Origin of the sequence: Achromobacter sp. Marseille-Q0513 (assembly GCF_018195695.1) — a bacterium.
GTDB lineage: Bacteria > Pseudomonadota > Gammaproteobacteria > Burkholderiales > Burkholderiaceae_B > Achromobacter.
The window spans coordinates 674-26,590 of record NZ_JAGTJY010000073.1; the positions used below are offsets into that span (position 1 = coordinate 674).

General features: G+C 70.1%; 21 protein-coding genes and 1 pseudogene. 12 read left to right on the top strand and 10 right to left on the bottom strand.

The window, feature by feature from the left end; translation table 11 throughout:
- From KDH83_RS32575 to KDH83_RS15955, 6 genes and pseudogenes are all read left to right on the top strand, one after another.
- Positions 1 to 643, top strand: a pseudogene (locus KDH83_RS32575) (AMP-binding protein); the annotation flags it as partial.
- Positions 644 to 733: 90 nt separating this feature from the next.
- The gene (locus KDH83_RS15935; protein WP_212317636.1) at positions 734 to 1,711 is read left to right on the top strand and encodes a tripartite tricarboxylate transporter substrate binding protein; all 978 of its coding nucleotides are present in this window, start codon (positions 734 to 736) and stop codon (positions 1,709 to 1,711) included.
- Between the two features lie 166 nt (positions 1,712 to 1,877).
- Positions 1,878 to 2,687, top strand: coding sequence for a MetQ/NlpA family ABC transporter substrate-binding protein (locus tag KDH83_RS15940; RefSeq protein ID WP_212317638.1), 810 nt, complete (start codon positions 1,878 to 1,880; stop codon positions 2,685 to 2,687).
- Between the two features lie 3 nt (positions 2,688 to 2,690).
- Positions 2,691 to 4,058 carry an LLM class flavin-dependent oxidoreductase gene (locus KDH83_RS15945; protein ID WP_212317640.1) on the top strand — a complete coding sequence of 456 codons (1,368 nt, stop codon included), beginning with the start codon at positions 2,691 to 2,693 and terminating at the stop codon, positions 4,056 to 4,058.
- Between the two features lie 98 nt (positions 4,059 to 4,156).
- Positions 4,157 to 4,855 (top strand): GntR family transcriptional regulator, encoded by a 699-nt coding sequence (locus tag KDH83_RS15950; RefSeq protein ID WP_212317642.1) that lies wholly within the window; start codon positions 4,157 to 4,159, stop codon positions 4,853 to 4,855.
- 163 nt (positions 4,856 to 5,018) lie between these two features.
- Positions 5,019 to 5,465 (top strand): universal stress protein, encoded by a 447-nt coding sequence (locus KDH83_RS15955; protein ID WP_212317644.1) that lies wholly within the window; start codon positions 5,019 to 5,021, stop codon positions 5,463 to 5,465.
- Here the strand turns inward: KDH83_RS15955 and KDH83_RS15960 are convergent.
- The 3 genes from KDH83_RS15960 to KDH83_RS15970 form a co-directional block, all read right to left on the bottom strand.
- Entirely contained in the window at positions 5,462 to 7,357 is a 1,896-nt protein-coding gene (locus tag KDH83_RS15960; protein ID WP_212317646.1) for an MOSC domain-containing protein, read from the bottom strand. The two genes, KDH83_RS15955 and KDH83_RS15960, sit on opposite strands and share 4 nt — an antisense overlap.
- Positions 7,358 to 8,521 carry a cystathionine beta-lyase gene (locus KDH83_RS15965; RefSeq protein WP_212317648.1) on the bottom strand — a complete coding sequence of 388 codons (1,164 nt, stop codon included), beginning with the start codon at positions 8,519 to 8,521 and terminating at the stop codon, positions 7,358 to 7,360.
- A gap of 96 nt (positions 8,522 to 8,617) precedes the next feature.
- Positions 8,618 to 9,541, bottom strand: coding sequence for a LysR family transcriptional regulator (locus KDH83_RS15970; protein WP_212317650.1), 924 nt, complete (start codon positions 9,539 to 9,541; stop codon positions 8,618 to 8,620).
- Between the two features lie 159 nt (positions 9,542 to 9,700).
- Between KDH83_RS15970 and KDH83_RS15975 the strand changes: the two genes are divergently transcribed.
- Positions 9,701 to 11,257 (top strand): MFS transporter, encoded by a 1,557-nt coding sequence (locus tag KDH83_RS15975; protein ID WP_249205148.1) that lies wholly within the window; start codon positions 9,701 to 9,703, stop codon positions 11,255 to 11,257.
- Here the strand turns inward: KDH83_RS15975 and KDH83_RS15980 are convergent.
- The 4 genes from KDH83_RS15980 to KDH83_RS15995 all read right to left on the bottom strand — a co-directional run bounded on the left by KDH83_RS15980 (position 11,254) and on the right by KDH83_RS15995 (position 16,099).
- Positions 11,254 to 12,708, bottom strand: coding sequence for a M81 family metallopeptidase (locus tag KDH83_RS15980; RefSeq protein ID WP_212317652.1), 1,455 nt, complete (start codon positions 12,706 to 12,708; stop codon positions 11,254 to 11,256). The two genes, KDH83_RS15975 and KDH83_RS15980, sit on opposite strands and share 4 nt — an antisense overlap.
- A 2-nt stretch (positions 12,709 to 12,710) precedes the next feature.
- Entirely contained in the window at positions 12,711 to 13,730 is a 1,020-nt protein-coding gene (locus tag KDH83_RS15985) for a tripartite tricarboxylate transporter substrate binding protein (RefSeq protein ID WP_349291636.1), read from the bottom strand.
- A 64-nt stretch (positions 13,731 to 13,794) separates the two neighbouring features.
- Positions 13,795 to 14,688 (bottom strand): MurR/RpiR family transcriptional regulator, encoded by an 894-nt coding sequence (locus KDH83_RS15990; protein WP_212317654.1) that lies wholly within the window; start codon positions 14,686 to 14,688, stop codon positions 13,795 to 13,797.
- 124 nt (positions 14,689 to 14,812) lie between these two features.
- Positions 14,813 to 16,099 (bottom strand): cystathionine gamma-synthase family protein, encoded by a 1,287-nt coding sequence (locus tag KDH83_RS15995; RefSeq protein WP_212317656.1) that lies wholly within the window; start codon positions 16,097 to 16,099, stop codon positions 14,813 to 14,815.
- Between the two features lie 179 nt (positions 16,100 to 16,278).
- On the opposite strand from KDH83_RS15995, the gene KDH83_RS16000 reads away from it, so the two are divergent.
- The 5 genes from KDH83_RS16000 to KDH83_RS16020 all read left to right on the top strand — a co-directional run bounded on the left by KDH83_RS16000 (position 16,279) and on the right by KDH83_RS16020 (position 21,439).
- The gene (locus KDH83_RS16000; protein WP_212317658.1) at positions 16,279 to 16,758 is read left to right on the top strand and encodes an Lrp/AsnC family transcriptional regulator; all 480 of its coding nucleotides are present in this window, start codon (positions 16,279 to 16,281) and stop codon (positions 16,756 to 16,758) included.
- Between the two features lie 76 nt (positions 16,759 to 16,834).
- Positions 16,835 to 17,950 (top strand): porin, encoded by a 1,116-nt coding sequence (locus KDH83_RS16005; protein WP_212317660.1) that lies wholly within the window; start codon positions 16,835 to 16,837, stop codon positions 17,948 to 17,950.
- A complete protein-coding gene (locus KDH83_RS16010) occupies positions 17,947 to 18,711 on the top strand; it encodes an ABC transporter ATP-binding protein (RefSeq protein WP_249205150.1) in 765 nt (254 codons plus the stop codon). The genes KDH83_RS16005 and KDH83_RS16010 overlap by 4 nt, the downstream gene beginning before the upstream one ends.
- Before the next feature lie 92 nt (positions 18,712 to 18,803).
- Positions 18,804 to 19,739 (top strand): ABC transporter substrate-binding protein, encoded by a 936-nt coding sequence (locus tag KDH83_RS16015; protein WP_212317662.1) that lies wholly within the window; start codon positions 18,804 to 18,806, stop codon positions 19,737 to 19,739.
- Positions 19,740 to 19,783: 44 nt separating this feature from the next.
- Positions 19,784 to 21,439, top strand: a complete 1,656-nt coding sequence (locus tag KDH83_RS16020; RefSeq protein ID WP_212317664.1) for an iron ABC transporter permease — start codon at positions 19,784 to 19,786, stop codon at positions 21,437 to 21,439.
- 155 nt (positions 21,440 to 21,594) lie between these two features.
- Here KDH83_RS16020 and KDH83_RS16025 read toward each other — a convergent pair whose 3' ends face one another.
- Genes KDH83_RS16025 through KDH83_RS16035 form a run of 3 tightly spaced genes read right to left on the bottom strand, consistent with a single transcriptional unit; the run spans position 21,595 to position 25,901 of the window.
- On the bottom strand, positions 21,595 to 22,608 hold the full coding sequence (locus KDH83_RS16025; RefSeq protein ID WP_212317666.1) for a PleD family two-component system response regulator: 1,014 nt from the start codon (positions 22,606 to 22,608) through the stop codon (positions 21,595 to 21,597).
- A gap of 45 nt (positions 22,609 to 22,653) precedes the next feature.
- Entirely contained in the window at positions 22,654 to 23,664 is a 1,011-nt protein-coding gene (locus KDH83_RS16030; RefSeq protein WP_212317669.1) for a chemotaxis response regulator protein-glutamate methylesterase, read from the bottom strand.
- A complete protein-coding gene (locus KDH83_RS16035; protein ID WP_249205153.1) occupies positions 23,661 to 25,901 on the bottom strand; it encodes a hybrid sensor histidine kinase/response regulator in 2,241 nt (746 codons plus the stop codon). The genes KDH83_RS16030 and KDH83_RS16035 overlap by 4 nt, the downstream gene beginning before the upstream one ends.
- Between the last annotated feature and the right edge of the window lie 16 nt (positions 25,902 to 25,917).

Genomic DNA, 25,917 nt, shown 5'->3' on the forward strand with positions numbered 1-25,917 from the left:
GTTCAAGGCGCCCAACGTGATCCCGGGATTCGTCGATCCGGCTGACACGGCACAAGCCTTCACCGAGGACGGCTGGCTCATCAGCGGCGACATCGGCCGGCTGGACGAACAGGGTCGGCTGCATCTGCAAGGCCGCGCCAAGGACCTGATCATCCGGGGCGGCCACAACATCGATCCCAAGACCATCGAGGACGGCCTGGCCTCGCATCCGGCCGTGCGCCTGTGCGCCGCGGTAGGCGCGCCGGACGCGTATGCCGGTGAGCTGCCGGTCGCCTTCGTCACGCTGGTCGAGGACGCCCGGATCACCGAGGCCGAACTGCTGGCCCATGCCGCCGCCACGGTCGACGAAGGCCCGGCGCGGCCGCGCCGCGTCATCGTGCTGGAACAGATGCCCATGACCAACGTGGGCAAGATCTACAAGCCCGACCTGCGCCGCCTGGCCGTCGCCGTGTCGGTCCAGGCGCTGGTGGCGCAGGCGCTGCGCGAGAACGGCCTGCCCGAGGACAGCCCCTGCCTGCGCGTGCTGGCCGACGCGCAGCCGCAGGTCGCGGTGCAGGCCCTGCCGGACGCGCCCCCAGCCTTGCGGGCACGGCTGCGCGAGACGCTGGCGCGCCTGCCCGGGTCCGTGCCGCTGCTTGAATGAACACGGAAAAAGACTAGCGCGCGCAGACGCGCAACCCGCCAGGACGCGGCCCCAGGGCCGCGCCCGCACATCCCCCAAGGAGACCCCGCCATGTCCATGCAGCCCCTGCGCCGCGCCCTGCTCGGCGCCGCCCTGTACGCGCTCGCCGCCGCCCTGCCGGCCGCCGCGCAAAGCGCCTTTCCCGCAAAGCCAATCACGCTGATCGTGCCCTTTCCGGCCGGCGGCTCCACCGACCGCCATCTGCGCATCGTGGCGCAGGACGCGTCCAAGTACCTGGGCCAGCCCGTCATCGTGGAAAACCGGCCGGGCGCCGGCGGCACGCTGGGGCCGGCCAACATGGCCAAGACCGCCAAGCCGGACGGCTACACCATTTCGCTGTACACCCTGGCCATGCTGCGCATGCCCTACATGCACAAGACCAACTGGGATCCGATCAACGATTTCACCTTCATCATCGGCCTGTCGGGCTATACCTTCGGCTTCACCGTGCGCGCCGATTCGCCGTACAAGACCTTCAACGACTACATCGAGGCCGCTCGCAGGGCGCCCGGCAGCATCGACTACGGCTCGACGGGCGCCGGCTCGTCGCCGCACCTGCTGATGGAGGAAGTGGCGCGCAACGCCGGCGTCCAGCTCAACCACGTGCCGTTCAAGGGCAATGCCGACATGCAGCAGGCGCTCTTGGGCGGACACGTGATGGCGCAGAGCGACGCCACCGGCTGGGACCAGTTCGTCGACGCCGGCAAGATGCGCCTGCTGGTCACTTTCGGCGAGCAGCGCACCACGCGCTGGCCCGACGTGCCCACGGCCCAGGAGCTGGGCTACAAGGTCGTGTCGACCTCGCCCTATGGGCTGGCCGGTCCGAAGGGCATGGACCCGGCCGTGGTGCGAACCCTGCACGATGCCTTCAAGCGCGCGCTGTACGACCCGGCCAGCCTGGACGTGATGCAGCAGCTGAACCAGCAGCCCGCCTATCGCGACAGCCAGGACTACCGCGAATGGGCGCGCGCGACCTACGCCAGGGAGAAAGGCCTGATCGAGGCGCTGGGCCTGATGGCCAAGGACTGAAGCGCCCGCGCCCTGCCCTGATTAGTTCCGGATTCCCGGCTTAAGCAAATGAGAATTCCTTGTTTGTTCGGCCCGTCCGCGCCGTACCACAATGCACGCCTTTTCCGCCGCCGCGCCGCCTGGCGCGGCGCGGCAACCGCAGTGATGGAGCAGCAACGTGGCAGGCATGAAAGGAATGATTCGGGCGGGCATGGCGGCATTGGCCGCCGTCGCCCTGTTGGGCGGCGGCGCGGCGCGCGCCGAGAAACCGCTGACGCTGGGCGTGTCGGTGGGCCTGGGCAATGTGGCGATGGAAATCGCGGTGCGCGAGGCGCGGGCCCAGGGGCTGGACGTCAAGCTGGTGGAGTTCTCCGATTACATCAGCCAGAACGAGGGCGTGAACGACGGCTCGCTGGACGCGAACTACTACCAGCACCTGCCCTACCTGGAAAGCATGATCGCCGCCAAGGGCTACAAGCTGGTGCCCATCGCTCTGGGCTACACGTCGCGGATGGCAATCTATTCCAAGAAGCACCGCGCGCTGGCCGAGCTGCCCGACGGCGCCGCCGTCGCCTACCCCAATGATCCCGTCAACACCGGCCACGCCCTGCTGATCCTGCAGGAAGCCGGCCTCATCACGCTCAAGCCGGACGTGGGCACCAAGGCCACGCTGCGCGACGTCACGGCCAATCCGCGCAAGCTGCGCTTTCGCGAACTGGAAGGCAGCATCGTTGCGCGCGCGCTGGACGATGTGGACGCGGCCGTCATCTACCCGGGCTTCGTCGCGGTGGCCGGCGTCAAGCCGGAATCAGCGCTCTACGCCGAAAAGGACAGCTCGCTGTACGCCATCCGCTGGGTCACGCGGCCGGACAACGCCCAGGACCCGCGCCTGCTGAAGTTCATCGCCATCTATCAGGGCTCGGAGGAAGTGCGCGCCACGCTGCGCCGCCTGTACCACGACCTGATCGCCTTCCCCTGGCTGGAACAGGCGGGCTGAGACATGGGCAAGCAGATCAGGCTCAATGCCTTCGACATGAACACCGTGGGGCACATCGCCCACGGCTACTGGGCGCATCCGCGCGACCAGTCGCGCAACTACCGCGACCTGGACTACTGGGTCGAGCTGGCCGGCATCCTGGAGCGCGGCAAGTTCGACGGCCTGTTCCTGGCCGACACGCTGGGCATGGTGGACGGGCTGGAAAGCGATCCCGGCATCACATTGCGCGAGGCGGTGCAGGCGCCGATGAACGATCCGCTGCTGCTGGTGTCGGCGATGGCGCACGTCACCCGCCACCTGGGCTTCGGCGTCACCGCCAATCTGAGCCACGCCTATCCCTATGTGTTCGCGCGCAGCATGTCCACGCTGGACCATCTGACGCGCGGACGCATCGGCTGGAACATCGTCACCGGCCACCAGGCCAGCGCCGCGCGCGCCCTGGGCCAGGAACTGGCCGCGCACGACGACCGCTACGCCATCGCCGACGACTTCATGGAGGCCGTCTACAAGCTGTGGGAAGGCAGTTGGGACGACGACGCGGTGCGCGTGGACCGCGAACGGCGCATCTTCGCCGACCCCGCCGGGATCCGCGTGCAGCGGCACGCGGGTCCGTACTCCCGCTATGAGGGCGCGCACCTGTCCGAGCCCTCGCCGCAGCGCACGCCGGTGCTGTACCAGGCCGGCGCCTCCAGCCGGGGCCAGCGCTTCGCCGCCGCGCATGCCGAATGCGTGTTCCTGACCGGCGCGCAGCCGGCGGTGCGCGACATCGTCGCCGCGCTGCGCAAGCAGGCCCAGGACGCCGGCCGCCGGCGCGAGGACATCCAGGTCTACGCCATGGCCAGCGTCATCGTCGGCGAAACCGACGCCCAGGCCTGGGAAAAGCACGCCGAATACGCGCGCTACGCCAATCCCATGGCGGCGCTGGCGCACTACGGCAGCCAGGTCCATATCGATTTCTCGCGCTACGGCCTGGACGAGCCGATCCAGGCGCAGGCCACGCAGGGCATCCAGACCCTGCTGGACTCGATCACCACGCGCAGCGCGCAGACCTGGACCGTGCGCAAGCTGCTGGCGCAGATGCAGAACGGCTACCGGCTTCCGCCCATCGTGGGCAGCCCGCAGACCGTGGCCGACGCGCTGGCGGGCTGGATGCGCGAGACCGACATCGACGGCTTCAACCTCACCCGCCTGGTCGCGCATGAAAGCCTGCGCGACTTCGTCGACCTGGTGGTGCCCGAGCTGCAATCGCGCGGCATCTACAAGGAAGACTACGCGCCCGGCACGCTGCGCGAGAAGCTGTTCGGCGCGGGCGCCGCGCGGCTGCCGGCCTCGCATCCGGCCGCCCGCCACCGGCCCGGCGGCGGCGCCTGAACCCGGGCGCGCGGGGCATGCGGATGCGGGCCAGGAGCGCGGAGTTTGATAGACTGGCGGCCCCAAGCCCGCCCCCGCCGGCCCGCGTGCCGCCGCCCATGACCCAGGACGCAAGCCCAGCCCCCAGCCCGGACCCCAGCGCCGACGATATCGCCAAGGACGTGTCCGCCGCCATCGTCGCGCACCGTCTGCCGCCTGGCACCCGCCTGCGCGAGGAAGCGCTGGGCCGGGCCTACCAGGTCAGCCGCACCAAGATCCGCGCCGCGCTGCTGATGCTGTCCAAGGACAAGCTGATCGATATCGTGCCGGACAAGGGCGCCTTCGTCAGCAAGCCCAGCGCCGACGAGGCGCGCGAGGTGTTCGCCGTGCGCCGCATCCTGGAAACCGCGCTGGCGCGCGAGTTCACGGCCCGCGCCCGCCCGGCCGACTTCCGCCGCATCGAGGCCCACCTGGCCCAGGAGCGCCAGGCGCTGGAAGGCGGCGACGCGCAGGCGCGCAACCGCCTGCTGGGCGACTTCCACCTGCTGCTGGCCGAGATCGTCGGCAACAAGGTGCTCACCGATATGCTGCGCGAGCTGCTGGCGCGCAGCGCCGTGATCACCGCGCTGTACCAGAGCACGCACGACGCCGGCTGTTCCTCGCGCGAGCACCATGCCTTCATCAAGGCTGCGCGCAAGGGCGACGCCGACGCCGCCAGCGCCTTGATGGACGAACACCTGAGGCATGTGCTGGACGCCCTGGACTTCAAGGCCGGCGCGCAAGGCAACGCCGACCTGGTCACCGCGCTGTTGCGCTGACGCGCCGTCCCCTCGTCCGCTTGATCCAGCGCAAGGCGCGGCGCCGGCAAGCCGATACAGTGTTACATGCAGCCGGCGTCCGCCGGATGCCGCGTCAGGCGCCCCGCGCGGGCGGCCAGCGCCGCGCGCCCGCAACAACCACACGCATGCCGGGAGACGCCATATGTACAAACACATCCTGATCCCCACAGACGGTTCGGCCCTGTCCAATGAGGCGCTGGTCCGCAGCCTGCAACTGGCCAAGACCTTCGGCGCCGCCGTCACGATCCTGACGGTCGAAGAACCCTTCCATGTGTTCTCGATGGGCTCGGCCCAGCTGGCCGCCAGCCTGAACGACTACCAGGACCAGGTCCGCTCCCAGGCCGAACGGTTGCTGAACGAGGCCGCCGCCCAGGCGCGCGAGCTGGGCCTGTCCTGCGAGACCTTGCGGGTTTCGCACGAAGACCCGTACCAGGCCATCATCGACGCCTCCGCCAAGCGCGGCTGCGACCTGATCGCCATGGCCTCGCACGGCCGTCGCGGCATGGCCGCCGTGGTGCTGGGCAGCCAGACCCAGAAGGTGCTGACGCACTCGACCACGCCGGTGCTGGTGTATCGCAAGCAGTCCTAGGGACCGATCGCCACATCCGAGACCGGCACCGCGCAACAGGTCAGCACCTCGCGCGGGCCCAGCGGAAACGGCGGGTCCAGCAGATGGGCCACCTGCCCGGCGCGCAGGGTCTGGCGGCAGGCGCCGCACACGCCGGCGCGGCAGTTCGCCGGCGGGTTCAGGCCCTGCGCCTCGGCTAGCTCCAGCAACGTGCCATCCTGCCGGCGCCACGTGGCCCGCACGTCCGTGCCGTCGAAACAGACCGACAAGGGTCCTTCCACCGGCGCGGGCCGGCGCGCCTGCTGCGTCGCCGAAGGCGAGGCGAACACCTCACCATGGACGGCGTCCGGCGATACGCCCGCGTCCTGTGCCCAACGGCGCACATCGGCCATGAAGCCGGTCGGCCCGCAGACATAGACCTGCGCATCGGCGGACAAGCCCGCGAATGCGTCGGCGCCCGGCCTGCCTGCCTCGGCCCGCAACGCGGGCCGAGCGCCATCCCCCCGACTCAGGAACAGTCGCGCGCGCGCGTCGGGCAGCGCGTCGACCAGTTCGCGAACCTCGTTCCACAGCGCCAGCGATTGCGCGTCGCGCGCCACGTGCAGGACTCGGACCGGCCGGCCCCGATCCTCCCTCGCCGCCAGCGCCCGCAGCATGGCCACGGCCGGCGTGATGCCGATGCCGGCGGTCGCCAGCACCAACGGACGCATGTCGGGCGGTCCCAGATGGAAGCCGCCGTGGGGTCCGGAAATCAGCAGCTGCGCGCCTTCCCGCAGTCCGGCATGGAGCTGGCGCGACACGGCGTCGCGCTCCCTCTCGTTCTTGATGCTCAGGCGCAGCAGCCCGTCCTCGACCGCCGAGATGGTGTAGGAACGCCAGTACGGCCGCGCGTCCGGCGCCGGCAGGCCGACGCGCAGATGCTGGCCCGCCAAGGGCGCCGGGCGCAGGCGCGCCAGCGGGTCGCGCAGCCAGAAGCTGTCCACCTCGGCGCTTTCGCGCACGCGCCCGACCACCTGCGCATAGCGCGGCCACTGCGCCGGCGGCGGCGCCAGCGGATGCGCGGCATCGGGCGGCGGCGCGGCCAGCGCCGGGCCAGTCGCCTCCGCCAGCGTGATGGCGTCGCCGGCATGCACCCGGCCCGCGCGCAATACGCGCGCATAGACGCCGCAATAGATATGACCCTCGCCGCCCGCCAGCAGCGCGGGCAGGTTCAGGTCGGCGCGCGCGGTGGCCGGATCGATCGAGGTCGCCTTGCAGCGCTCGATGGGCCGCAGGATCTCAAGCTCGACCTCGGCGCCGATGCGCACGCGCCGTCCGACCCAGGCGAATTCGCGCCAGGCCGGCAGGCCATCCAGGTACAGGTTGCCGCGAAAGCGCAGCGGGTCCAGCTCCGTGCCGGCCTTGCGCGACAGCGCGCGCACGGTCTCCTGGTTGATGAGTGACAGCGGCGCGTCGTCGAAGTCCCACCAGCCCAGGCCGCCCTGGCGACGCGCGAAGCGCGGGACGTCGAGTGCGCCGCGCGGGAACCAGGAGGCAATGGTCCGGTTGGCGGCGTCCCAGGTCGCGGGCGCGGCCATGTCGATGACGGCGTGCTCGCCTCCCGGCGACGCCAACGTCAGGCGCGCGCCGTCGCCCTGCTCTTCCAGGCTCAGGCGATAGGCCGGCAATCCTTCGTTGCGGGTCATGCGCACGAAGCCCTGGCATGGCGCCCAGCCCTCGCCCGGGATCACGGCATGGCCGTTGGCGATGCCCAGGCAACGGTCCAGCGCGATGCCCCGGCCGGGCTGCAAGGCCGCCTCGGCCAGCGACTGGCCGCTGAAACCCTTGACCGGATAGCGGTACAGCGCGGCCAGCACGGGCGCGGCGGCTTGCGGCGGCAACGGGCCGCCGTCCATCGGATCATGGCTCATCATTCAGCGCGCCTGCTCCATCGCCGTCAGCGCCTGCGCCAGATCGGCCTTCAGGTCCGCGCACTCTTCCAATCCCACGTTCAGGCGCACCAGCCGGCCCGCGTAGTCGCGACCGGGCCGTTCCAGCGCGGGATAGACCAGCGCCAGGCTGGTCACCCCGCCCCAGCTCATGCCGATCTTGAACAGCCGCAGCGCGTCCACGAAGGCCTCGATCTGGCGCGCGCTGTGGCGATCGTCGAACAACACCGAGAACACGCTGGCCGAGCCGCTGAAATCGCGCTTCCAGGTCTCGTGCCCGGGGCAGGATGGCAGCGCCGGATGCAGCACCGTGGCGATGCCGGGCTGGCCAGCGAGCCAGCGGGCGATCTCCAGCGCCGAGGCCTCCAGCCGCTCCAGCCTCAGGCCCAGCGTCTGCAGGCCGCGCAACGCCAGGCTGCAATCGTCCGGCGAGACCGCCAGCCCCAGTTGCTTGAAGGTGTCGCCGACGCGATCCTTGTACGCCGCCTCGCGCACCGACACCGAGCCCAGCAGCAGGTCGCTATGGCCGCCCACGTACTTGGTCAGGGCCTGGATGCTGATGTCCACGCCATGCGCGAAGGCGTCGAACAGCACGCCGGCGGCATAGGTGTTGTCCAGCGCCACCGGTACGCCGCGCGCGTGCGCCGCCTCGCAGATGGCCGGCACGTCCTGCACTTCCATCGTCACCGAGCCGGGGCTTTCGGTCCAGACCAGCGCGGTGTTCGGACGAATGAGCGCGGCGATGCCGGCGCCGATGAGCGGATCGTAGGCCTCGACCTCGATGCCCAGGCGCTTGAGCATGCCGGCGGCCATTTCCTTGTTGGGACCGTAGGCGCTGTGCGGCACCAGCGCGTGCGAGCCCGCGCCGCACAAGGCCAGGTAGACCAGCGCGATGGCGGCCTGCCCGCCGGGCACCACGAAGGTGTGCAGCGCGCCTTCAAGTTGACCCACGCGCGCGCCCAGCTCCAGCGCGGTGGGCGTGCCGTACAGGCCATAGGTGTAGCCCTTGTCGCGATGGCGCCAGTCGTCGGCCACGTCGGCCTGCCGCTCGAACAGCACGGTGGAACCGCGATGGGTGGGCACGGCCAGCGAGGCGAAACCGCCACGGGCCAGGGTCTGGGGTTGGACGAGCCGGGTGCGCCAATGCATGGGAAAGTCTCGCAGCGTAGAGTTCGGAGCGTGATAATTTAATTCGCGCGGCCCGACGATTTCCCTCTAAATTCACCCTCCAGGCGATGGATTCCGTCAATCCTCCAGGGATTGCGCTGAATCGACGCGACGCCGCGCCACGCCTGGGTCGCCCGCGCGCAGCAGCTGTTCCATGCGTCCCAGGATCCAGCCGGCGGCAGCGCCGGGCTCGGCGCCCTGCAGCCATAGCGCCCGCACCGACAGCGGCGGCAAGGTAAGGCCGGCGCAGGGCACGCTCGCGAGCTGGTCGCGGTAGACCTCGTACTCGGCGATGTTCAGCGGCAGGATGGCCCAGCCCAGGCCATCCACGGCCATGCTCGCGATGCTGTAGAAGCTGTCGGCGCGCCAGGCCATCGGGCTCAGCACCCGCTCGTCCACGCCCTCCATCTTCATCACCAGCTGCCGATGCCGGGCCAGGTCGGCGCGCGTGGCCTGCGCCAGCCCGGCCAGCGGATGCGCGTGCGACACGAACACGCCCTGGGCCACGCGGCCCAGATACCGCTCGGCGAAAGCGGGGCCCGGATCGCCCCGGTCGAGATGGCAGCCCAGGCTGGCGCGGCCGGCCGCCACGTAGTCGGCGACCTCGGTCGCCGTGCCGTTGAGCTGGGTCAGTTCCAGCGCCGGGAAGCGTTCGGCGATTTCCTTGGCCAGATCGGCCAGCACCAGCGAAGGCAGCGCCTCGTCCAGCGCCACCGACAGGCGCGCCTCCTGGCCCGAGGCGAAGGACAGCGCGCGTTGCTGCAAACCATCGGCCTGCCGCAGCAACTCCAACGCTTCCTGCAGCAGCACTTCGCCGGCCGGCGTCAGCGTGGCATTGCGGCGCGAACGATCGAACAGCTCCACGCCCAGGTCGGCCTCCAGCAGGCCCACCGCCGTGCTGACGGCGGATTGCGCCTTGCCCAGCTGGCGCGCGGCCGCCGAGAACGAACCTTGGGCCGCCGCGGCGGCGAAATGCCTGAGCTGTTCCAACGTCCAGTTCATGATTCGTCTCATCCATCCACTTAACAGATGGATTCTAACTTTTTTCAATTGAATGGAAGATCGATAATCCGAACCCGGAACCCGGCCCTCGCGGCCTTCCCGGTGGCGTCCGCCGCTGGCGATCCCAGGTTCCGCCAAGTAGATACAAGGAGCAGGACCATGCAGCGCACCCCGACCAACGCCGCCGTGGCCGCACCCGGCCGCTGGCTGGTGCTGGCCATCGTCTCCAGCGCATTGCTGCTGATCGTGATCGACATGACGGTGCTGTACACGGCATTGCCGCGGCTCACCCATGACCTGGGCGTGTCGGCCTCGGCCAAGCTGTGGATCGTCAACATCTATGCCCTGGTCGTGTCCGGCCTGTTGCCGGGCATGGGCACGCTGGGCGACCGGCTCGGCCACAAGCGCCTGTTCATGGCCGGCCTGGCGGTCTTCGGCCTGGCCTCGCTGGCCGCCGCCTACTCGCCCTCCGCCGGCTGGCTGATCGCGGCGCGCACGCTGTTGGCGGTGGGCGCGGCGATGATGATGCCCGCCACGCTGTCCATCCTGCGACTCACCTTCACCGACGAGCGCGAGCGCGCCATCGCCATCGGCGTCTGGGCCTCGGTGGCGTCCGGCGGCGCGGCGTTCGGCCCCGTCCTGGGCGGCGTGCTGCTGGAGCATTTCTGGTGGGGCTCGGTGTTCCTCATCAACCTGCCCATCGTGCTGCTGGCGCTGCCGCTGGCCTGGCGGCTGGTGCCTGCCAGCCGGCCCGACCGCAGCCGGCCCTGGGACCTGGTGGGATCGCTGCAGATCATGGCCGGCCTGATCCTGTGCGCCTATGCGCTCAAGCAGCTGGGCATGGCCTCGCCGTCCTGGCTGCATGCCGGCCTGGCCTGCGCGGCGGGCGTGGCGATGCTGGCGGTGTTCGTCCGCCGCCAGCGCGCGCGGCCCTATCCGTTGATCGACTTCACGCTGTTCCGCAACCCCGTCTTCAGCTCGGCCGTGGCCACGGCGCTGTTCGCCGCCGCCGCGCTGCTGGGCATGGAACTGGTCTTCAGCCAGCGCCTGCAGCTGGTACAGGGCATGTCGCCGATGCAGGCCGCGCTGTACATCCTGCCGCTGTCGCTGGCCGCCTTCGTGGCCGGCCCGCTGGCCGGCTGGATGCTGCCGCGCGTGGGCAGCCGCCGGATGCTGATTTCGTCGCTGCTGGTCTCGGGCGCCGGCATGGGCGGCTACCTGCTCAGCTACGACGCCACGCTGATCCCGCAGATGGCCAGCCTGTGCGTGCTCGGCGTCGGCATCGGCGCCGCCATGACCGCCGCGTCCGGCACCATCATGCAGAGCGCGCCCGTCGAGCGCGCCGGCATGGCCGCCTCGGTCGAGGAAGTGTCATACGAGCTGGGCGGCGCGCTGGGCGTGACGTTGATGGGCTCCATCCTGTCCGGCGTGTACGCACAGTCGCTGGCCATGCCGGCCGGCGTCGCCGCCTCGCCGGCGCGCGACAGTCTGGACGAGGCGCTGTTCGTGGCCGAGGGCCTGCCGGCCGAACTGGGCGGCGCCCTGGCGCAGCTGGCGCGCACCGCGTTCGACGCGGGCTATGCCGTCGTGCTGGCCAGCTGCACGGCGATGCTGCTGGGCGCGGCGGTTCTCGTGATATGGCTGAACCGCCGACGCGGCCAAAGAAGGCAGGCCGTCACGGGGCAGGCGCGGCCGGCTCGGGCCAGCTCGCCTTAGCCTGCGCGCGCCGCGCCTGCCATCCGCCTGAGCGCCCGCAAGTCCAGCATCGCCGGACCCGGCGCGTCGATATCCACGATACGCCGGCACCGGCCGGCGAAGGCGGCGCGGAAATGGTTCTTGGCTTTCACGCACAGCAGGCGGGTGCGCGCCAGGTCGATGCCATGCAGATCGAAAAAGGCCGGGTCGTTGCACGGCGCGACGTGCGTGGTGACGATGAGCTGCGCCTCGCCCACGGCCAGCACCACGGTCGGCCCGCAGTGCACGGCCAGTCCCGTTTCCATCGGGCCGCTGTTGACGAAGACGCCGTCGGTGTAGCGCAGCACGCGCGCGCGCAGCGCCACCGGCTCGCCATACAGCGGCGTGCGCCGCCCGCCCAGGCGCAGGTCCAGCGTGGCGCCCTCGCCCGCCGCGCGGGCGCGTTCGACCACGCCCGGATCGGCCAGGCTGGCATAGACGCTGGGTGCTTCCAGGCCGGCGTCCAGCAAGGCCGCCAGCAGCGCGGGCGTATCGCCGATGCCGCCGGACAGCGGGTTGTCCGCCGGGTCCGTCACCGCGACCAGGCCCGGCGTCCGCAGGGCCTGGCGGATGCCGTCGGCCGGCGCGATGAGCTCGGGCTCGAAGTCGGCGAAGCGCGCCTCATAGGCCGCGTAGATCTCGTCCAGCGCCCGCGCCGCCGCCTCGCCGGTGTCCGCCCAGACCCATACCGACGCGCCGCTGTGCGGTGAATTGGCATAGGGAAAGCCGCCATGCAGCGCGATGTCCCGCACTGGCCCGACCGTGCCGGCGCGCGCCAGCGCCTGCAGATCCGCCATGGGCCCGGCGTCGGTGCGCATGTTGGCGCTTTGCAGCCACGCGCCGCCATTGCGGAACGCGGCGACGGGACGGCTCGCGCCCTCGGCGATGGCGATCAGCTGCTCCAGGCAGCGCGCGGCCGTCTCGCGCATGTCGATGTGCGGATAGGTCCGGTAGCTGGCGCTGCACGACAGCAGCGGCGGCAAGGCCGGCGGGATATTGGCGTGCAGGTCGAAGCTGGCGCCGATCGGGACGCGTGGATGCTCGGCGCGTATGGCGCGCAGCAGGCTCAATTCCGGGCTGCCGTCCGCGTCGGTGATGCAGGCGCCGTGCAGGCTCAGGTAGATGGCGTCCCAGTGCTGGCCGCGCAGATCGTCCAGCACCGCGTCCACGTATGCCTGGAAGAACGGCTGCGGCACGGGGCCGGCCGGCTGGGCCGAGGCGCAGCGCGAGGCGCGGACCTCCCAGTCCGCGCGGCTGTCCTGGAAATCCGCGACGGCCGCCAGCTCGGTGGCCTTGCCGCGCGCGGCGTCCAGGCCCGCCTGGCCGCGCAGCCATTCGCGGCGCTCGAAATCCTCGCGGCCGGCCGGCTGCAGGCAGAAGGCGTTGCCCTCGTACCAGAACCGCGCCACCGCCAGCCGCTTGCGTCGCGTCATGTTCATTCCATCCGGATATTGGCGCTGGCGATGAGCTGCTTGAACTTGCGCTGCTCGGACGCGATGAAGGCAGCGTAGGCCTGGCTGCCCGCGCCGTCCACGCGCGCGCCCAGCGCCTCGATGCGCTGGCGCAGCGCCGGACGTTGCAAGGCCTGGCCGATGGCGTCCGCCAATCGCGCGACTTCCCGCGCCGGCAGGGACGCCGGGCCGACGATGCCGAACCAGGATTCGATCTCATAGCCCGGCAAGCGCGAGGCGATGGCCGGCACGTCCGGCAGCGCCGTGGCGGGCGCCGGCGAACTGACGCCCAGCGCCGTCACCTTGCCCGACTGGATATGCGCCAGCGCGGTCGGCAGATTGTCGAACATCAGGTCGATCTGCCCGCCCAGCAGGTCGTTCATGGCCGGAGCCACGCCCTTGTACGGCACATGGGTCAGGTCGATGCCGGCGGCGGCCTTGAGCAGTTCGCCCGCCAGATGGCTGGTGCTGCCCACGCCCGCGCTGCCGTAGGTGATGCGGCCCGGCTCGGCCTGGGCGCGGGCGATCAGTTCCCGCAATGAGCGGATGCCGCTATGGGAGCTGGCCATCAGCACGTTGGCCACGAAGGCCACGTTGTTGATGGCGGCGAAATCCTTTTCGGCGTTGTAGCCCGGCTTGGGATAGAGATACTGGTTCACCGCCAGCGGGCCGGGCGTGGCCATCATGAGCGTCGCGCCGTCGCCGGCCGCGCGCGCCACTTCGGCCGCGCCGATGTTGCCGCCCGCCCCGCCCTTGTTCTCGACCAGCACCGACTGTCCCAGGACCGCGCGCAATTCCTCGGCCAGCAGGCGGGCCAGCACGTCGGTCGTGCCGCCCGCGGCGAAGGGCACGACCAGGCGGATCGGCGGCCGCCTGGCCGCGTCCTGCGCCCGCGACGCGGCGGGTCCGGCCAGGCCGGCGGCCGCCAGCGCCATGCAAAGATTGAAGCGGCGACGGGAAAGCGACGGCGCGGGCGCCTGGGTGGGAATCTGCTGTCGGGACACGATAAGCCTCGGAACGTGGTGAGGATGCGCCGGCCTCAGGCGCGGCCGGCGACGCGGAATCCGGTCATGTTTTCCTGGCGCCTCGGCGCGGGGTCGGCGAAGGGCCGCCGAAATAGGCGCTGGACGCGTCCAGCCGCCGCTCGAAGGCGTCGATGCGCTGTTGCGCGGCCTCGCCGCCAGCGGCGGCCAGCTTGGCCAGCAGCCGCTCGACCAGCGCCAGCGATCCCACCATCGAATGGAAATAGGACGGCGTGCCGGCATCGAACAGCAGCGCCTGCGTGGCGTGGGCCTGGATCGGCGCCAGCGGGCTGTCGGTCAGCGCCAGCACCGGCACGCCGGCCTGGCGGCAATCCCGCGCCGCTTCCAGCGTCTGACGTCCATAGGGATTCTGCGTGACGCAGACCAGCAGGTCCTCCGGCCCGGCGGCGTCGAGCTGGTCGGGATAGGTGCCGCCCAGTCCGTGCACCAGCACGCCGTTGCCGGCGATCATGCTGTACGCGTAGGCGAAGTGATAGCTGATGGCGAAGCAGGACCGCGTGCCCAGGAAATAGAGACGCCGCGCCGCGCGCATGCGCTGCACGGCCCGCGCGATGTCCTTGGGCGCATTGGCCACCGTGGGCGAGCGCGCATTGTCCAGGTGCGTGCGCAGCAGCGCGTCATCGAACTGGCTGGCGGTTTCGCCTTGCAGCCGGCGCACGCGTTCCTTGTAGGCCGGCGCGCCATGCCCCAGCGCGTCCTGGAACACCTGCCGGAACGGGCCGTAGCCGTCATAGCCCAGCGCCTGCGCCAGACGCGCCATGCTGTTGGGCGACACGCCCGCCTGCGCGGCCTGCTGGCGCATCGACAGCAGGCCCACGTCGCGCGGGTTGCGCGCCACCCAGGCGGCGGCGCGCTGCAACTCGACGCCCAGCGCGGGGACTTGGGCCTCGATCAAGGCCATCAGTTCCTGGATCTGCATCCTGCCTTCTACACATTTGTACCGTGACGGTACAAATGTACCAGCGCGCGCGGCCAAGCGGCGCTGGGGAAAACGCTTAGGGCGCGGCGCGCGCGCCCGCGCGCCGCTGCCCTCGCCCGCCGCCTCAGGCCAGGCTGCGGAACGCCTGATCCATGTCGGCGATCAGGTCTTCCTCGTGCTCCAGGCCGATGGAGACGCGGATCAGCCCTTCGGACACGCCGGCCGCGTCGCGCTCGGCCGCCGGCACGCCCGAGTGCGTGGTCGAGGCCGGATGGCAGACCAGCGATTCGGTGCCGCCCAGGCTCACCGCCGACTTGAACAGGCGCAGCGCGTTGATGAAGCGGAAGGCCTTGGCGCGGCCGCCGTCCAGCACGAAGGCGAAGGTCGAGCCCGCGCCGCTGCATTGGCGCTTGTACACGTCCTGATAGGCGGCGTCGGCGATCTGCTCGGGATGGTAGATGCGCACCGGCTCGTGCGGATTGCCGGCCAGCCACTGCGCCACCTTGCCGGCGCTGCGGGCGGCCTGCTTCATGCGCAGCACCACGGTTTCCATCGAGCGCGTGATCATCCAGCAGGAATGCGGATCCAGCTGCGAGCCAAAGGCGCTGCGGATGGCGCGCACCTTCTTGATCAGCTCCTTGCCGCCGGTGACGCCGCCGGCCACCAGATCGCTGTGGCCGCCGACGTACTTGGTCAGCGAATACACGCACAGGTCCACGCCGTGCTCGGCCGGCTTCTGGAAGATGGGGCCGAGCAGCGTGTTGTCGCACACCGAGATCGGACGATAGCCGTGGCGCGATTCGAAGGCGTCCAGCTCGGCCTTCATGGCGGCGAAGTCGACCAGCGAGTTGGTGGGATTGGCCGGCGTCTCGACGAAGAACAGCTTCACCGGCCCCTTGGCAGCGGCCGCTTCCAGCGCCTCACGCATGCTGGCCGCCGACAGGCAGTCGCGCACCGGATGCGAGGCGACGCCCCACTCAGGGAAGATCTTGGAGATCAGCGTCTCGGTGCCGCCATACAGCGGCACCGACTGCACCAGCTGGTCGCCGGGCCGCAGGAAGGCCAGGAACACGGCGCTGATCGCCGACATGCCGCTGGAGGTCACGGCGGCCGCCTCGGAGCCGTCCAGCAGCGACAGGCGGTCCTCGACGATTTCCAGGTTGGGATGGTTGAAGCGGCTGTACACCAGGCCGGCCGACTCGCCTTGCGGCAGGGGCTTGCGGCCCGACACCAGATCAAAGAATTCGGCGCCGTCCTCGGCCGAGCGGAACGCGAAGGTGGACGTCAGGAACACCGGCGGCTTGACCGCGCCTTCGGACAGGAAGGGGTCGAAACCGTAGGACATCATCTGCGTCTCGGCGTGCAGGGGACGACCGAAGATGTCTTTCTTGTGGTAGTTCGAATAGCTCATGCTGTGCCTCAGTATCGGATGGGACCGGCCTGCCGGGCGGGCGTGTAGTGCTCGGAAAACGATAGCGCCGGCGGGCTCGGGGTGCACTGAAGTATGGGCGCGCGCGCCCGTAATATTCTTTCCATTTGAATTGCCATGAATGGATAATGGGAAAGACTCTTTCCTTTACGGCGATTTCAATGAAAGACACTGCCTTGTTACATCAACTTGACGCGATCGATTGGAAAATCATGAAAATCCTTCAAGAAGATGGGCGCCTGTCCAACGCCGAGCTGGCCGAGCGCGTGTCGCTGTCGGCCTCGCCTTGCTGGAAGCGGCTCAAGCGCCTGGAATCGTCCGGCGTGATCCGCGGCTATCAGGCCGTGCTGGACCGCCGCGCGCTGGGCATGGGCGTGGTGGCCTTCGTCAGCATCTCGCTGGAGAACCACACGGAAAAGACCTGCCAGGCCTTCGAGGCCAGCGTGCTCGCCATGCCCGAGGTCCTGGCCTGCCACAACACCACCGGCCAGCACGACTACCTGCTGCACATCATGGCGCGCGACTTCGACGCCTATTCCGAATTCCTGCGCAATCGGCTGCGCACGCTGCCCGGCGTGAAGGAACTGCTCAGCATGTTGTCCATGCACGAGGTCAAGTCCTCGACCCGGCTGCATCTTTGAAGGGCAATGTCATCTGGATGTAGCCAGCGCCGCCTAGAGTGTCGATTCCGATTGAATCCCAAAGAGGACTCCTTTCATGAAATCGACTCTCCGCATCGCGGCGGCTGGCGCCTGCCTGTCCGCTCTGGCGCTCGCCGCCACGCCCGTCCGGGCAGCCTCCTCCAACGTCACCCTGTATGGCCTGATCGACACGGGCCTGCAATACGTCAGCAATGGTCCGGGCGGCCATAGCAAGACGGGCATGAGCACGGGCAACCTGAGCGGTTCGCGCTGGGGCCTGCGCGGCTCCGAGGACCTGGGCGACGGCCTGTCCGCCATCTTCACGCTGGAAAACGGCTTCGACTCCAGCAACGGCCAGACCATGCAGGGCGACCGCCTGTTCGGCCGCCAGGCCTATGTGGGCCTGTCCAGCAAGGAATGGGGCCGCTTCACGCTGGGCCGCCACAACACGCTGATGATCGAATGGATGAGCAAGTACAACCCGTTCGACAACGCCAACTTCTCGATCAAGCGCCCCGACCCCGCCTTCTCCGACCGCAGCGACAACACCGCGATGTACGTGGGCAAGTTCGGCCCGGTCTCGGTGGGCGCGTACTACAGCTTCGGCTGGAACAACGACCAGTCCTTCAGCGACCGCAGCCTGGGCCGCATGGTCGGCGGCGGCCTGCGCTACAAGTCGGGCGGCCTGGACGCCGGGCTGCTGTATCACGGCAAGAACGCCGACAAGCCCAAGACCGGCGCCGACAGCGGCAACCGCGAAGACCGCGTGATCGCCGCGCTGTCCTATGACTTCGACGGCCTGCAGCTCTACGCCGGCTATCGCTGGCTCGAACAGAAGCTGGCGCGACGCAACTACAAGAACAACATGACCTGGCTGGGCGCGACCTACCTGCCGCGCCAGGACACGCGCCTGTCCTTCGCCGCCTATCACCTGGACGACGCGGTCTGCGACGACATGAACAACGCCGTCTGCCCGGCCGCGCAGGCCGCCGGCTCCGGCCAGAAGTCCACCATGTTCGTGCTGGGCAGCGAGCATGACCTGTCCAAGCGCACCACGCTGTACGCGGTGGCCGCCTACGTGATCAACGACGACAAGGCCGCGCTCAGCCTGCTGGGCGGCAAGTACGGCGCTAACGTCGAGCCGGGTAAGAACCAGTTCGGCCTGAACCTCGGCCTGCGGCACCGGTTTTGAACGCGCCCGCCCCTGAGTCGGGCGGCGCGGCCATCGCCGTGCGCGGCCTGCGCCACGCCTATAACGGCCACACCGTGCTCGACGGCGTGGACCTGGACGTGCCGGCCGGCACGGTGCTGGCCCTGCTGGGTCCGTCGGGCTGCGGCAAGAGCACGCTGCTCAAGGCCCTGGCCGGGCTGCTGCGCCCGCAGTCCGGCAGCATCAGCATCGGCGGCCAGACCGCGTTCGACGGCCGCCGCCACGATCCGCCCGAAGCGCGCGGCCTGGGCATGGTGTTCCAGGACTACGCCTTGTGGCCGCACATGAGCGTGGCGCAGAACGTCGGCTTTCCGCTGGAAATGCGCGGCGTGCCACGGCGCGAGCGGCCCGGGCGGGTGGCCGAGGCGCTGGCGCTGGTCGGGCTGGAAGCGCTGGCCGGGCGCCGCCCGTCCCAGCTGTCCGGCGGCCAGCAGCAGCGCGTCGCGCTGGCCCGCGCCATCGTCGCCCGCCCGCGCCTGCTGCTGTTCGACGAGCCGCTGTCCAACCTGGACCGCGACCTGCGCGAAACGCTCTGCGCCGAGATCGGCGCGCTGCTGCGCCGCCTGGGCGCCACCGCCGTCTATGTAACCCACGACCACCAGGAAGCCCATGCGCTGGCGCACGTGATCGCGCGCATGAAGCACGGCCAAATAGTGTCCACCCCCGAAGCGCTGCGCGCTTCCCCCTCCAGGGGGCGCCACTGCGGACCGGCAGAGCCGGATCCGCGTGGCCCCGCAGCGTAGCGCCCGTTGCAAGCGCTGCGAATCGCGCCCCACTACTACGGACGATTAGAATGAATCTCTTGAATTCCCCAAAACTTCTCGCATCGCTCTTCATGACCTTCACGCTCGGATTGGCCGCAGTACCGGCCAAGGCGCTCACCGTATACACCGCCGGCCCCGGCGGCCTGATCAAGCAACTGGCCGCCGGCTTCCAGGAAAAAACCGGCATCAAGGTCGACGTGTTCCAGGCCACCACCGGCAAGGTCATGGCGCGGCTCGAAGCCGAGGCCGCCAACCCGCGCGCCGACGTGCTGATCTCGGCCTCGTGGGACACCGCCCAGGACCTGGACCAGCGCGGCTGGCTGCTGCCCTACGAAAGCCCCAACGCGGCCCAGGTGCCGGCGCGCTTCAAGGCGCCGTCCTATGTGGCCCAGGGCATCTCGGCGCTGGGCATCGTCTGGAACACCAAGAGCGGCACGCCCGAGCCGCGCGACTGGGCCGACCTGACCGGCCCCGGCTTCAAGCAGGCGGTGACCATGCCCGACCCGGCGCTGTCCGGCGCCTCGCTGGACCTGCTGCTGGGCCTGCAGAACGCCCAGGGCGAGGCGGCGTGGAAGCTGTTCGAGACGCTGCGCGACAACGGCATGACCATTTCCGGCCCCAACGCCCAGGCGCTGACGCCGGTGCTGCAGGGCGCCAAGGCCGCCGTGTTCGGCGCGGTGGACTATGTGTCCTACGCCAGCGTCGAAAAGGGCGAGTCGGTGAAGGTGATCTTCCCGGCCGGCGGCACCGCCATCGCGCCGCGCCCCATGATGATCCTCAAGACCGCGCGCCAACCCGACGAGGCGCGCAAGTTCGTCGACTATGTGCTGTCCGAGGAAGGCCAGCGCGCCGTGGCCGACGCCTGGCTGATGCCGGCGCGCCAGGACGTGGCGGCCAAGCGCCCGCTGTTCAAGGACCTGGCGCTGCTGCCCGAGGCCCAGGGCACGTCCAGCGCATCGCGCGCCGAAGTCCTCGCCCGCTTCGCCCGCATCTTTAGCCAACACTGAGCTGCCGGGACACTGCCCTCCGGGTCCGGTGTCCCGCTACCATCATGAAGAGCGTATTCATCCTGGCGGCCGCCACCGTGGCCGCCCTGGGCGTGCTCGTCGCGCTGCCCGTGGCCTTTGTCGTCCTGCAGGCCGTGTTTCCGCGACTGGCCGAAGGCTCGCTGGGCGATCCCTTCGGCGCCTGGGGCGCGGTGCTGTCGCAGCCCGGCACGCTTGCGCTGGTCGGCGGCACGCTGAAGCTGGGCCTGTCCGTGGCGGCGGTCAGCGCCGCCATCGGCATCCCGCTGGGCGCGTTGCGCGGCCTGTTCCGCCTGCCGCTGGCGCGGCTGTGGGATCTGCTGTTTCTCATCCCCTTCCTGCTGCCGCCCTATATCGCGGCCCTGTCCTGGACCATGGCTCTACAGCCGCGCGGTTTCCTGCAACAGCTGGCGGGCTGGCACCTCGGGCCGCTGCTGTTCTCGTCCGCCGGCGTGGCGCTGGTGATGGGACTGGCGATCTTTCCGGTGGTGTACTTCGCCGTGTCACGCAGCATGGCGGCCTCGGGCTCTCGGCTGACCGAGGCGGCGCGGGTCTTTGGCGCGGGGCCGTGGCGCGCCTTCTTCCGCGTCACGCTGCCGCTGTCGCTGCCGGCCATCGGCGCCAGCCTGCTGCTGGCCTTCACGCTGACCATCGAGGAATACGGCGTGCCGGCGGCGCTGGGCGCGCAGTCCGGCGTCAACGTGCTGACCACCGCCATCGAGCGCCGCCTGGCCGACTGGCCCATCGACGTGCCCGGCGCGGCGCTGCTGTCGCTGGTGCTGGTGGCGCTGGCGCTGACCGCCTTCGCGGTGCAGCGCGCGCTGCTCGCCGGCCGCGGCTTCGAGACCACCACCGGCAAGCCCGCGCCGCTGGCGCAGGCCGAGCTGGGCGCCTGGCGCCTGCCCGTGCTGCTGCTGTTCGCGCTGGTCGCGCTGGCGGCGGTGGCCGCGCCGCTGGCGTCCATGCTGGCGGCGGCGCTGACGCGCAACCTGTCCGGCGGGCTGTCGATCGCCAATCTGACGCTGGCCAATTTCAGCGCGCTGTTCCAGGCGCGCGGCGAGGCCTGGGACGCGCTGTCCACCAGCCTGTCGCTGGCCGCCGGCACCGCGCTGCTGGCCGGCTCGGTCGGGCTGCTGGCGGCCTGGTGCGTGGCCGGCCGCCACGTGCCCGGCGCCGCCGCCATCGACGGACTGGCGCTGTTGCCGGCGGCGCTGCCCGGCGTGGTGGTGGGCGTGGGCCTGATCCTGGCCTGGAACCAGCCCTTCTGGCCGGCCACGCCCTATGGCACCTGGGGCATCCTGCTGCTGTCCTATACCTGCCTGCTGCTGCCCTACCCCGTGCGCTACGTCGGCGCGGCGCTGGCGCAGATCGGCCCCAACCTGGAAGCGGCGGCGCGCGTGCACGGCGCCAGCGCCGCGCGCGCCTTGCGGCGCATCGTGCTGCCGCTGGTGCTGCCGGGGCTGGCGGCGTCCATGCTGATGGTGTTCGCGGTGGCCTCGCGCGAACTGGTCACGTCGCTGCTGCTGGCGCCGGCCGGCGTGCAGACGGTGTCGATCTATGTGTGGCGCCAGTTCGAGCAGGGTTCGGTAGGCGAAGGCATGGCCATGGCGACGGTGGCCGTGGCGGCCAGCCTGACGCTGATGCTGGTTGCCAGCGTCATCCGGCGGCGCGGCGCGGACTAGTTCTTGTCATGCGCTTGCCCCGGCCGCCGGCGGGCGGACCAGGGCAAGCGCTATTTGGATCGCGGAGCTTGGCCACCGCATCCTCCTGGGCAGCGCGCAGGATGTTGATCGCCTCGCCAAGCACGAGTCTTTGCTTCATCTTGTAGGCAGGCTGGCTACAGCTCGCCCTGCACCACGCGGTTGCGGCCCTGGCGCTTGGCCTGGTAGAGGCCACGGTCGGCCACCTGGATCAGGTCGGTGCAAGGCTGGTCTTCGGCGGGCAGCGCCGTGGCCGTGCCCACGCTGATCGTGAGCCAGGGGCCGCCGCCCGAGTCCTTCTGCGGGATCTGCATGGCTTCCACCGCGCGGCGCAGCTTCTCGGCCACCAGGCGCGCGCTGCCGGCCGGCGTGCCGGGCAGTACCAGGGCGAACTCCTCGCCGCCGAAGCGCGCCGCCAGATCGGTCGAGCGGTCGCAGCTGGCGAAGATGGTGTTGGCCACGCGCTTGAGCGCTTCGTCGCCGGCGATGTGGCCGTAGGTGTCGTTGTAGGACTTGAAGTGATCCACGTCGATCATCAACATGCTGATCTCGCGGCCATCGCGGCGCGCGCGCTGCCATTCGGCGTTCAGGTATTCGTCGAAATAGCGGCGGTTGCCCAGTCCGGTCAGGCCGTCGGAATTGGTCAGGCGGCGCAGTTCCATATTGCTTTCCAGCAGCTGCTGCTGGCTCTGGCGCAGCGCCTGGTAGGCTTCGTCGCGCTGCACCAGCGCCAGGTAGGAGCGCGAGTGGTAGCGGATGCGCGCCACCAGCTCGATGGAATCGGGCAGCTTGACCAGGTAGTCATTGGCGCCGGAGGAGAACGCCGCGCTCTTGATGGCCGGGTCTTCCTTGGTGGACAGCACGATGATGGGGATGTCGCGCGTCACCGGATGGTTGCGGTATTCCTTGACCAGGCTCAGCCCGTCCACGCCCGGCAGCACCAGATCCTGCAGGATCACCGTGGGCCGGGTCTGGATGGCCACGGTCAGCGCCTTGTACGGGTCCGAGCAATAGTGGAAGTCGATGTTGCCTTCCGTGGACAGGGCCCGCCTGATGGCTTCAGCGACCATGACCTGGTCGTCCACCAGCAGGACCATGGCGGCATGCGAATTCAGGTCGGCCGTGATCGGGCTGTCTATGGGAGGGTGCATGGTGCTTTCCTTGAATTACGTACTTTGTCTTGCTTTGCGCGCCGCTCAGGCAAAAGCCTGGATCAGGCGCGGCGCGATTTGGTCCAACGGCCGAATCTCCACGGCGGCCTGCATGGCCGCGGCCGCCTTCGGCATGCCATAGACGGCGCTGGTGGCCTGGTCCTGGGCGATGGTCAGGCAGCCGCGCTCGCGCAACGCCTTCAGCCCCCGGGCGCCGTCCTGCCCCATGCCCGTCAACAGCACCCCCACCGCCATGCCGCGCCAGTGCTCTGCCACGCTATGGAAAAATACATCAATGGAGGGCCGGTACAAGCTTTCCTTGGGCTTCTCGGTGTAACGCAGGGTACCATCGGCCAGCATGTGCAGATGATCGTCGGTGCCGGCCAGCAACACCTGTCCGGCGGCCGGCTTTTCGCCCTCGCGCACCAGCCTGACGGGTAGCGGCACCTGATCGTTGAGCCAGTCCGCCATGCCGGCGGCGAACGAGGCATCCACATGCTGGACCAGCACGATGCCGGCCGGAAAATCCAACGGAATATCGCGTAACAACTGTGCCAGGGTGGCGGGCCCGCCCGCCGAGGCGCCGATCACCAGCAGGCGACGGGAATCCGGCTGTTCGCTGGGCCGGGCCACCGGCGTCAGCGTCGGCCGGCTGCCGTAGCGGCCGATCAGCCAGCCGATATTGCGGATCTTGCGCAGCAGCGGCGCCGCCGCGCCGCGCAGGTCGGCGCCTCCGACCACCGGCGTGTCGGCCGCGTCCAGCGCGCCGTAGCCCATGGCGTCGAACACCCGCGCCGTGTGGCGCGCCACGTCCACCGTGACCACCACGATGGCGCAGGGCGTCTCGGCCATGATGCGGCGGGTGGCCTCGACGCCGTCCATGACGGGCATGATCAGGTCCATCAGCACGACGTCGGGACGGTCGCGGGCACATTGCTCGACGGCTTCCTGGCCGTTGGACGCCACCCAGGCCACTTCCAGGCCGGGCTCCAGCGCGATCGCCCGCCGCAGGGTTTCGACCGCGATCTGCAAATCGTTGACGATCCCGATTCTCACGTCTGAGCCCTTCCGATGAGGTCCTCGACGGCATCCAGCAGCGCATCGTCGTGGAAACTGCCCTTGGCCAGGTAATAATCCGCGCCCGCGTCCAGACCCCGCCTGCGATCCTCTTCGCGGTCCTTGTAGGACACTACCATTACCGGCAGGCTTTGCAAACGCGGGTCAGCCTTTATACGGGACACCAGTTCGATGCCGTCCATGCGCGGCATGTCCACGTCCGTGACCACCAGGTCGAAGGCATCGGTGCGCAGCATGTTCCAGCCGTCCATGCCGTCCACCGCCACGGCCACCTCGAAGCCCCGGTTGACCAGCAGCTTGCGCTCCAGCTCGCGCACGGTCAGCGAATCGTCGACCACCAGCACGCGCTTGCGCCGGCGCGCCTGCGCCACCTGGCCGCCGCCGTCCACCCGGGTCAGCCGGCCGCCCTCGATGAGCTTCTGCACCGACAGCAGCATATCCTCGACATCCAGGATCAATAGCGGCCGGCCGTCATCCATCAAGGCCCCGGCCATCACGTCCTGCACCTTGCCCAGGCGCGGATCCAGCGGCTGCACGACCACGGTGCGCTCGCCCACGTAGCGGTCCACGGCGATGCCGTACAGCCGTTCGTGGTCGCCCACCAGCACCACGCAGACCGATTCGGCGGCCGGCGCGGGCTCGCCCGAGCGCAGGATCTGGCGCGCCGAGACCAGCCCGACCTGCCGGTCCATGAAGCGGAAATGCTGATGCCCTTCGAGCTGCTCGATGTCGGTCGCCGGCACCTGCAGCGCGTGGCTGACATAGGCCAGCGGGAAGGCGTAGATCTCGTTCTGCACCTCGACCAGCAGGCTGCGCACGACCGATAGCGACAGCGGCATCTCCAGCACGAAGCGCGTGCCCTGCCCCGTGTGCTGATGCACGCGGACCGCGCCGCGCAGCTGGCGCACCATGTTCTGGACCACGTCCAGCCCCACGCCGCGCCCGGAAATCTCGGTGACTTCGCCACGTGTGCTGAAGCCGGACAGGAACAGGAATTCCAGCAGTTCGGGTTCGCTCAGGCGCGCGGCCGTCTCGGCGTTGGTCAGCTTGCGCTGCACCACCTCGACCCGCAGCCGGTCCAGCGAGATGCCGCCGCCGTCGTCCGACAGTTCGATCAGCAGCATGCCGGCGGCATGCCGCGCCGACAGGCGGATCAGGCCTTCCGGCGGCTTGCCGGCCTCGATGCGGTCCATCGGCATCTCGATGCCGTGGTCCACCGCGTTGCGCAGCAGGTGCATCAGCGGCGCGTCCAGCTTGTCCAGGATGTCGCGGTCGACCTGGGTGGATTCGCCCTCCACCTCCAGCCGCACCTGCTTGCCCAGCGAGCGCCCCAGGTCGCGCACCATGCGCGCCATGCCGCCCAGGCCGTCGCCGAAGGGCCGCATGCGGCAGGCCAGCGCCGTGTCGTACAGCCGCTGCGCCAGATGACCCATGCGCCAGCCGAACTCGTCGACCTCGGCCGTGCGTTCGGCCAGCTCGCGCTCGGACTGCTCGACGATGCGCTGGGCGTCGTCCAGCGCCGCCTGCACCCGCGCGTCGACCGTCTGGCCGGCCAGCGCCGCGCGCACGCCGTCCAGCGCCTGCCCGGCGCCCGCCTGCATGCGCCGCAGCCGCAGCATGGACGCGCTGAACGGCGCGATCCAGTGCGATTCGACCAGCGTCTCGCTGGACAGGCCCAGCAGCTTGTTCAAGGTATCGGCGGTGACGCGCAGCACGCGCTCGCCTTCGGCCAGGGCCTGGTCGCTGGAGCGCCGCAACGGCGCCGGGTCGGACGGCGCGGGTGGCGGGTCGTCCGGCCGGTGCAATGGCGGCAGGAAATCGGATGGCCGGGGCTCGCGCGGCGGCGGCGGTGGCGCATCCGGCGGCAGGTTGGGCGCGTTGCTCAGGCGCTCGACCAGCTGGTCGATCTCCGCGCCCAGCTCGACGCCAGGCGTGGCCACGCGCTGCAGCAGGTCCGTGCCCAGCAGCAGCGCATCGATATCGCTGGCCTGCAAGCGCAGCCGGCCTTCCTGCGCCGCCACCAGGCAGTCTTCCATCGCATGCGCGATGCGCACCGCCGGATGCAGATCGACGATGCGCGCGGCGCCCTTGAGCGAATGCGCCGCGCGCATGCAGGCTTCCAGCTGCGCGGCCGAGGTCGGGTCGTGCTCCAGCGCCAGCAGGCCGTTGTTCAGCACCTGCACCTGGGTGCGGGTTTCCAGCTGGAACAGTTCCAGCTGGAAACCCGCACCC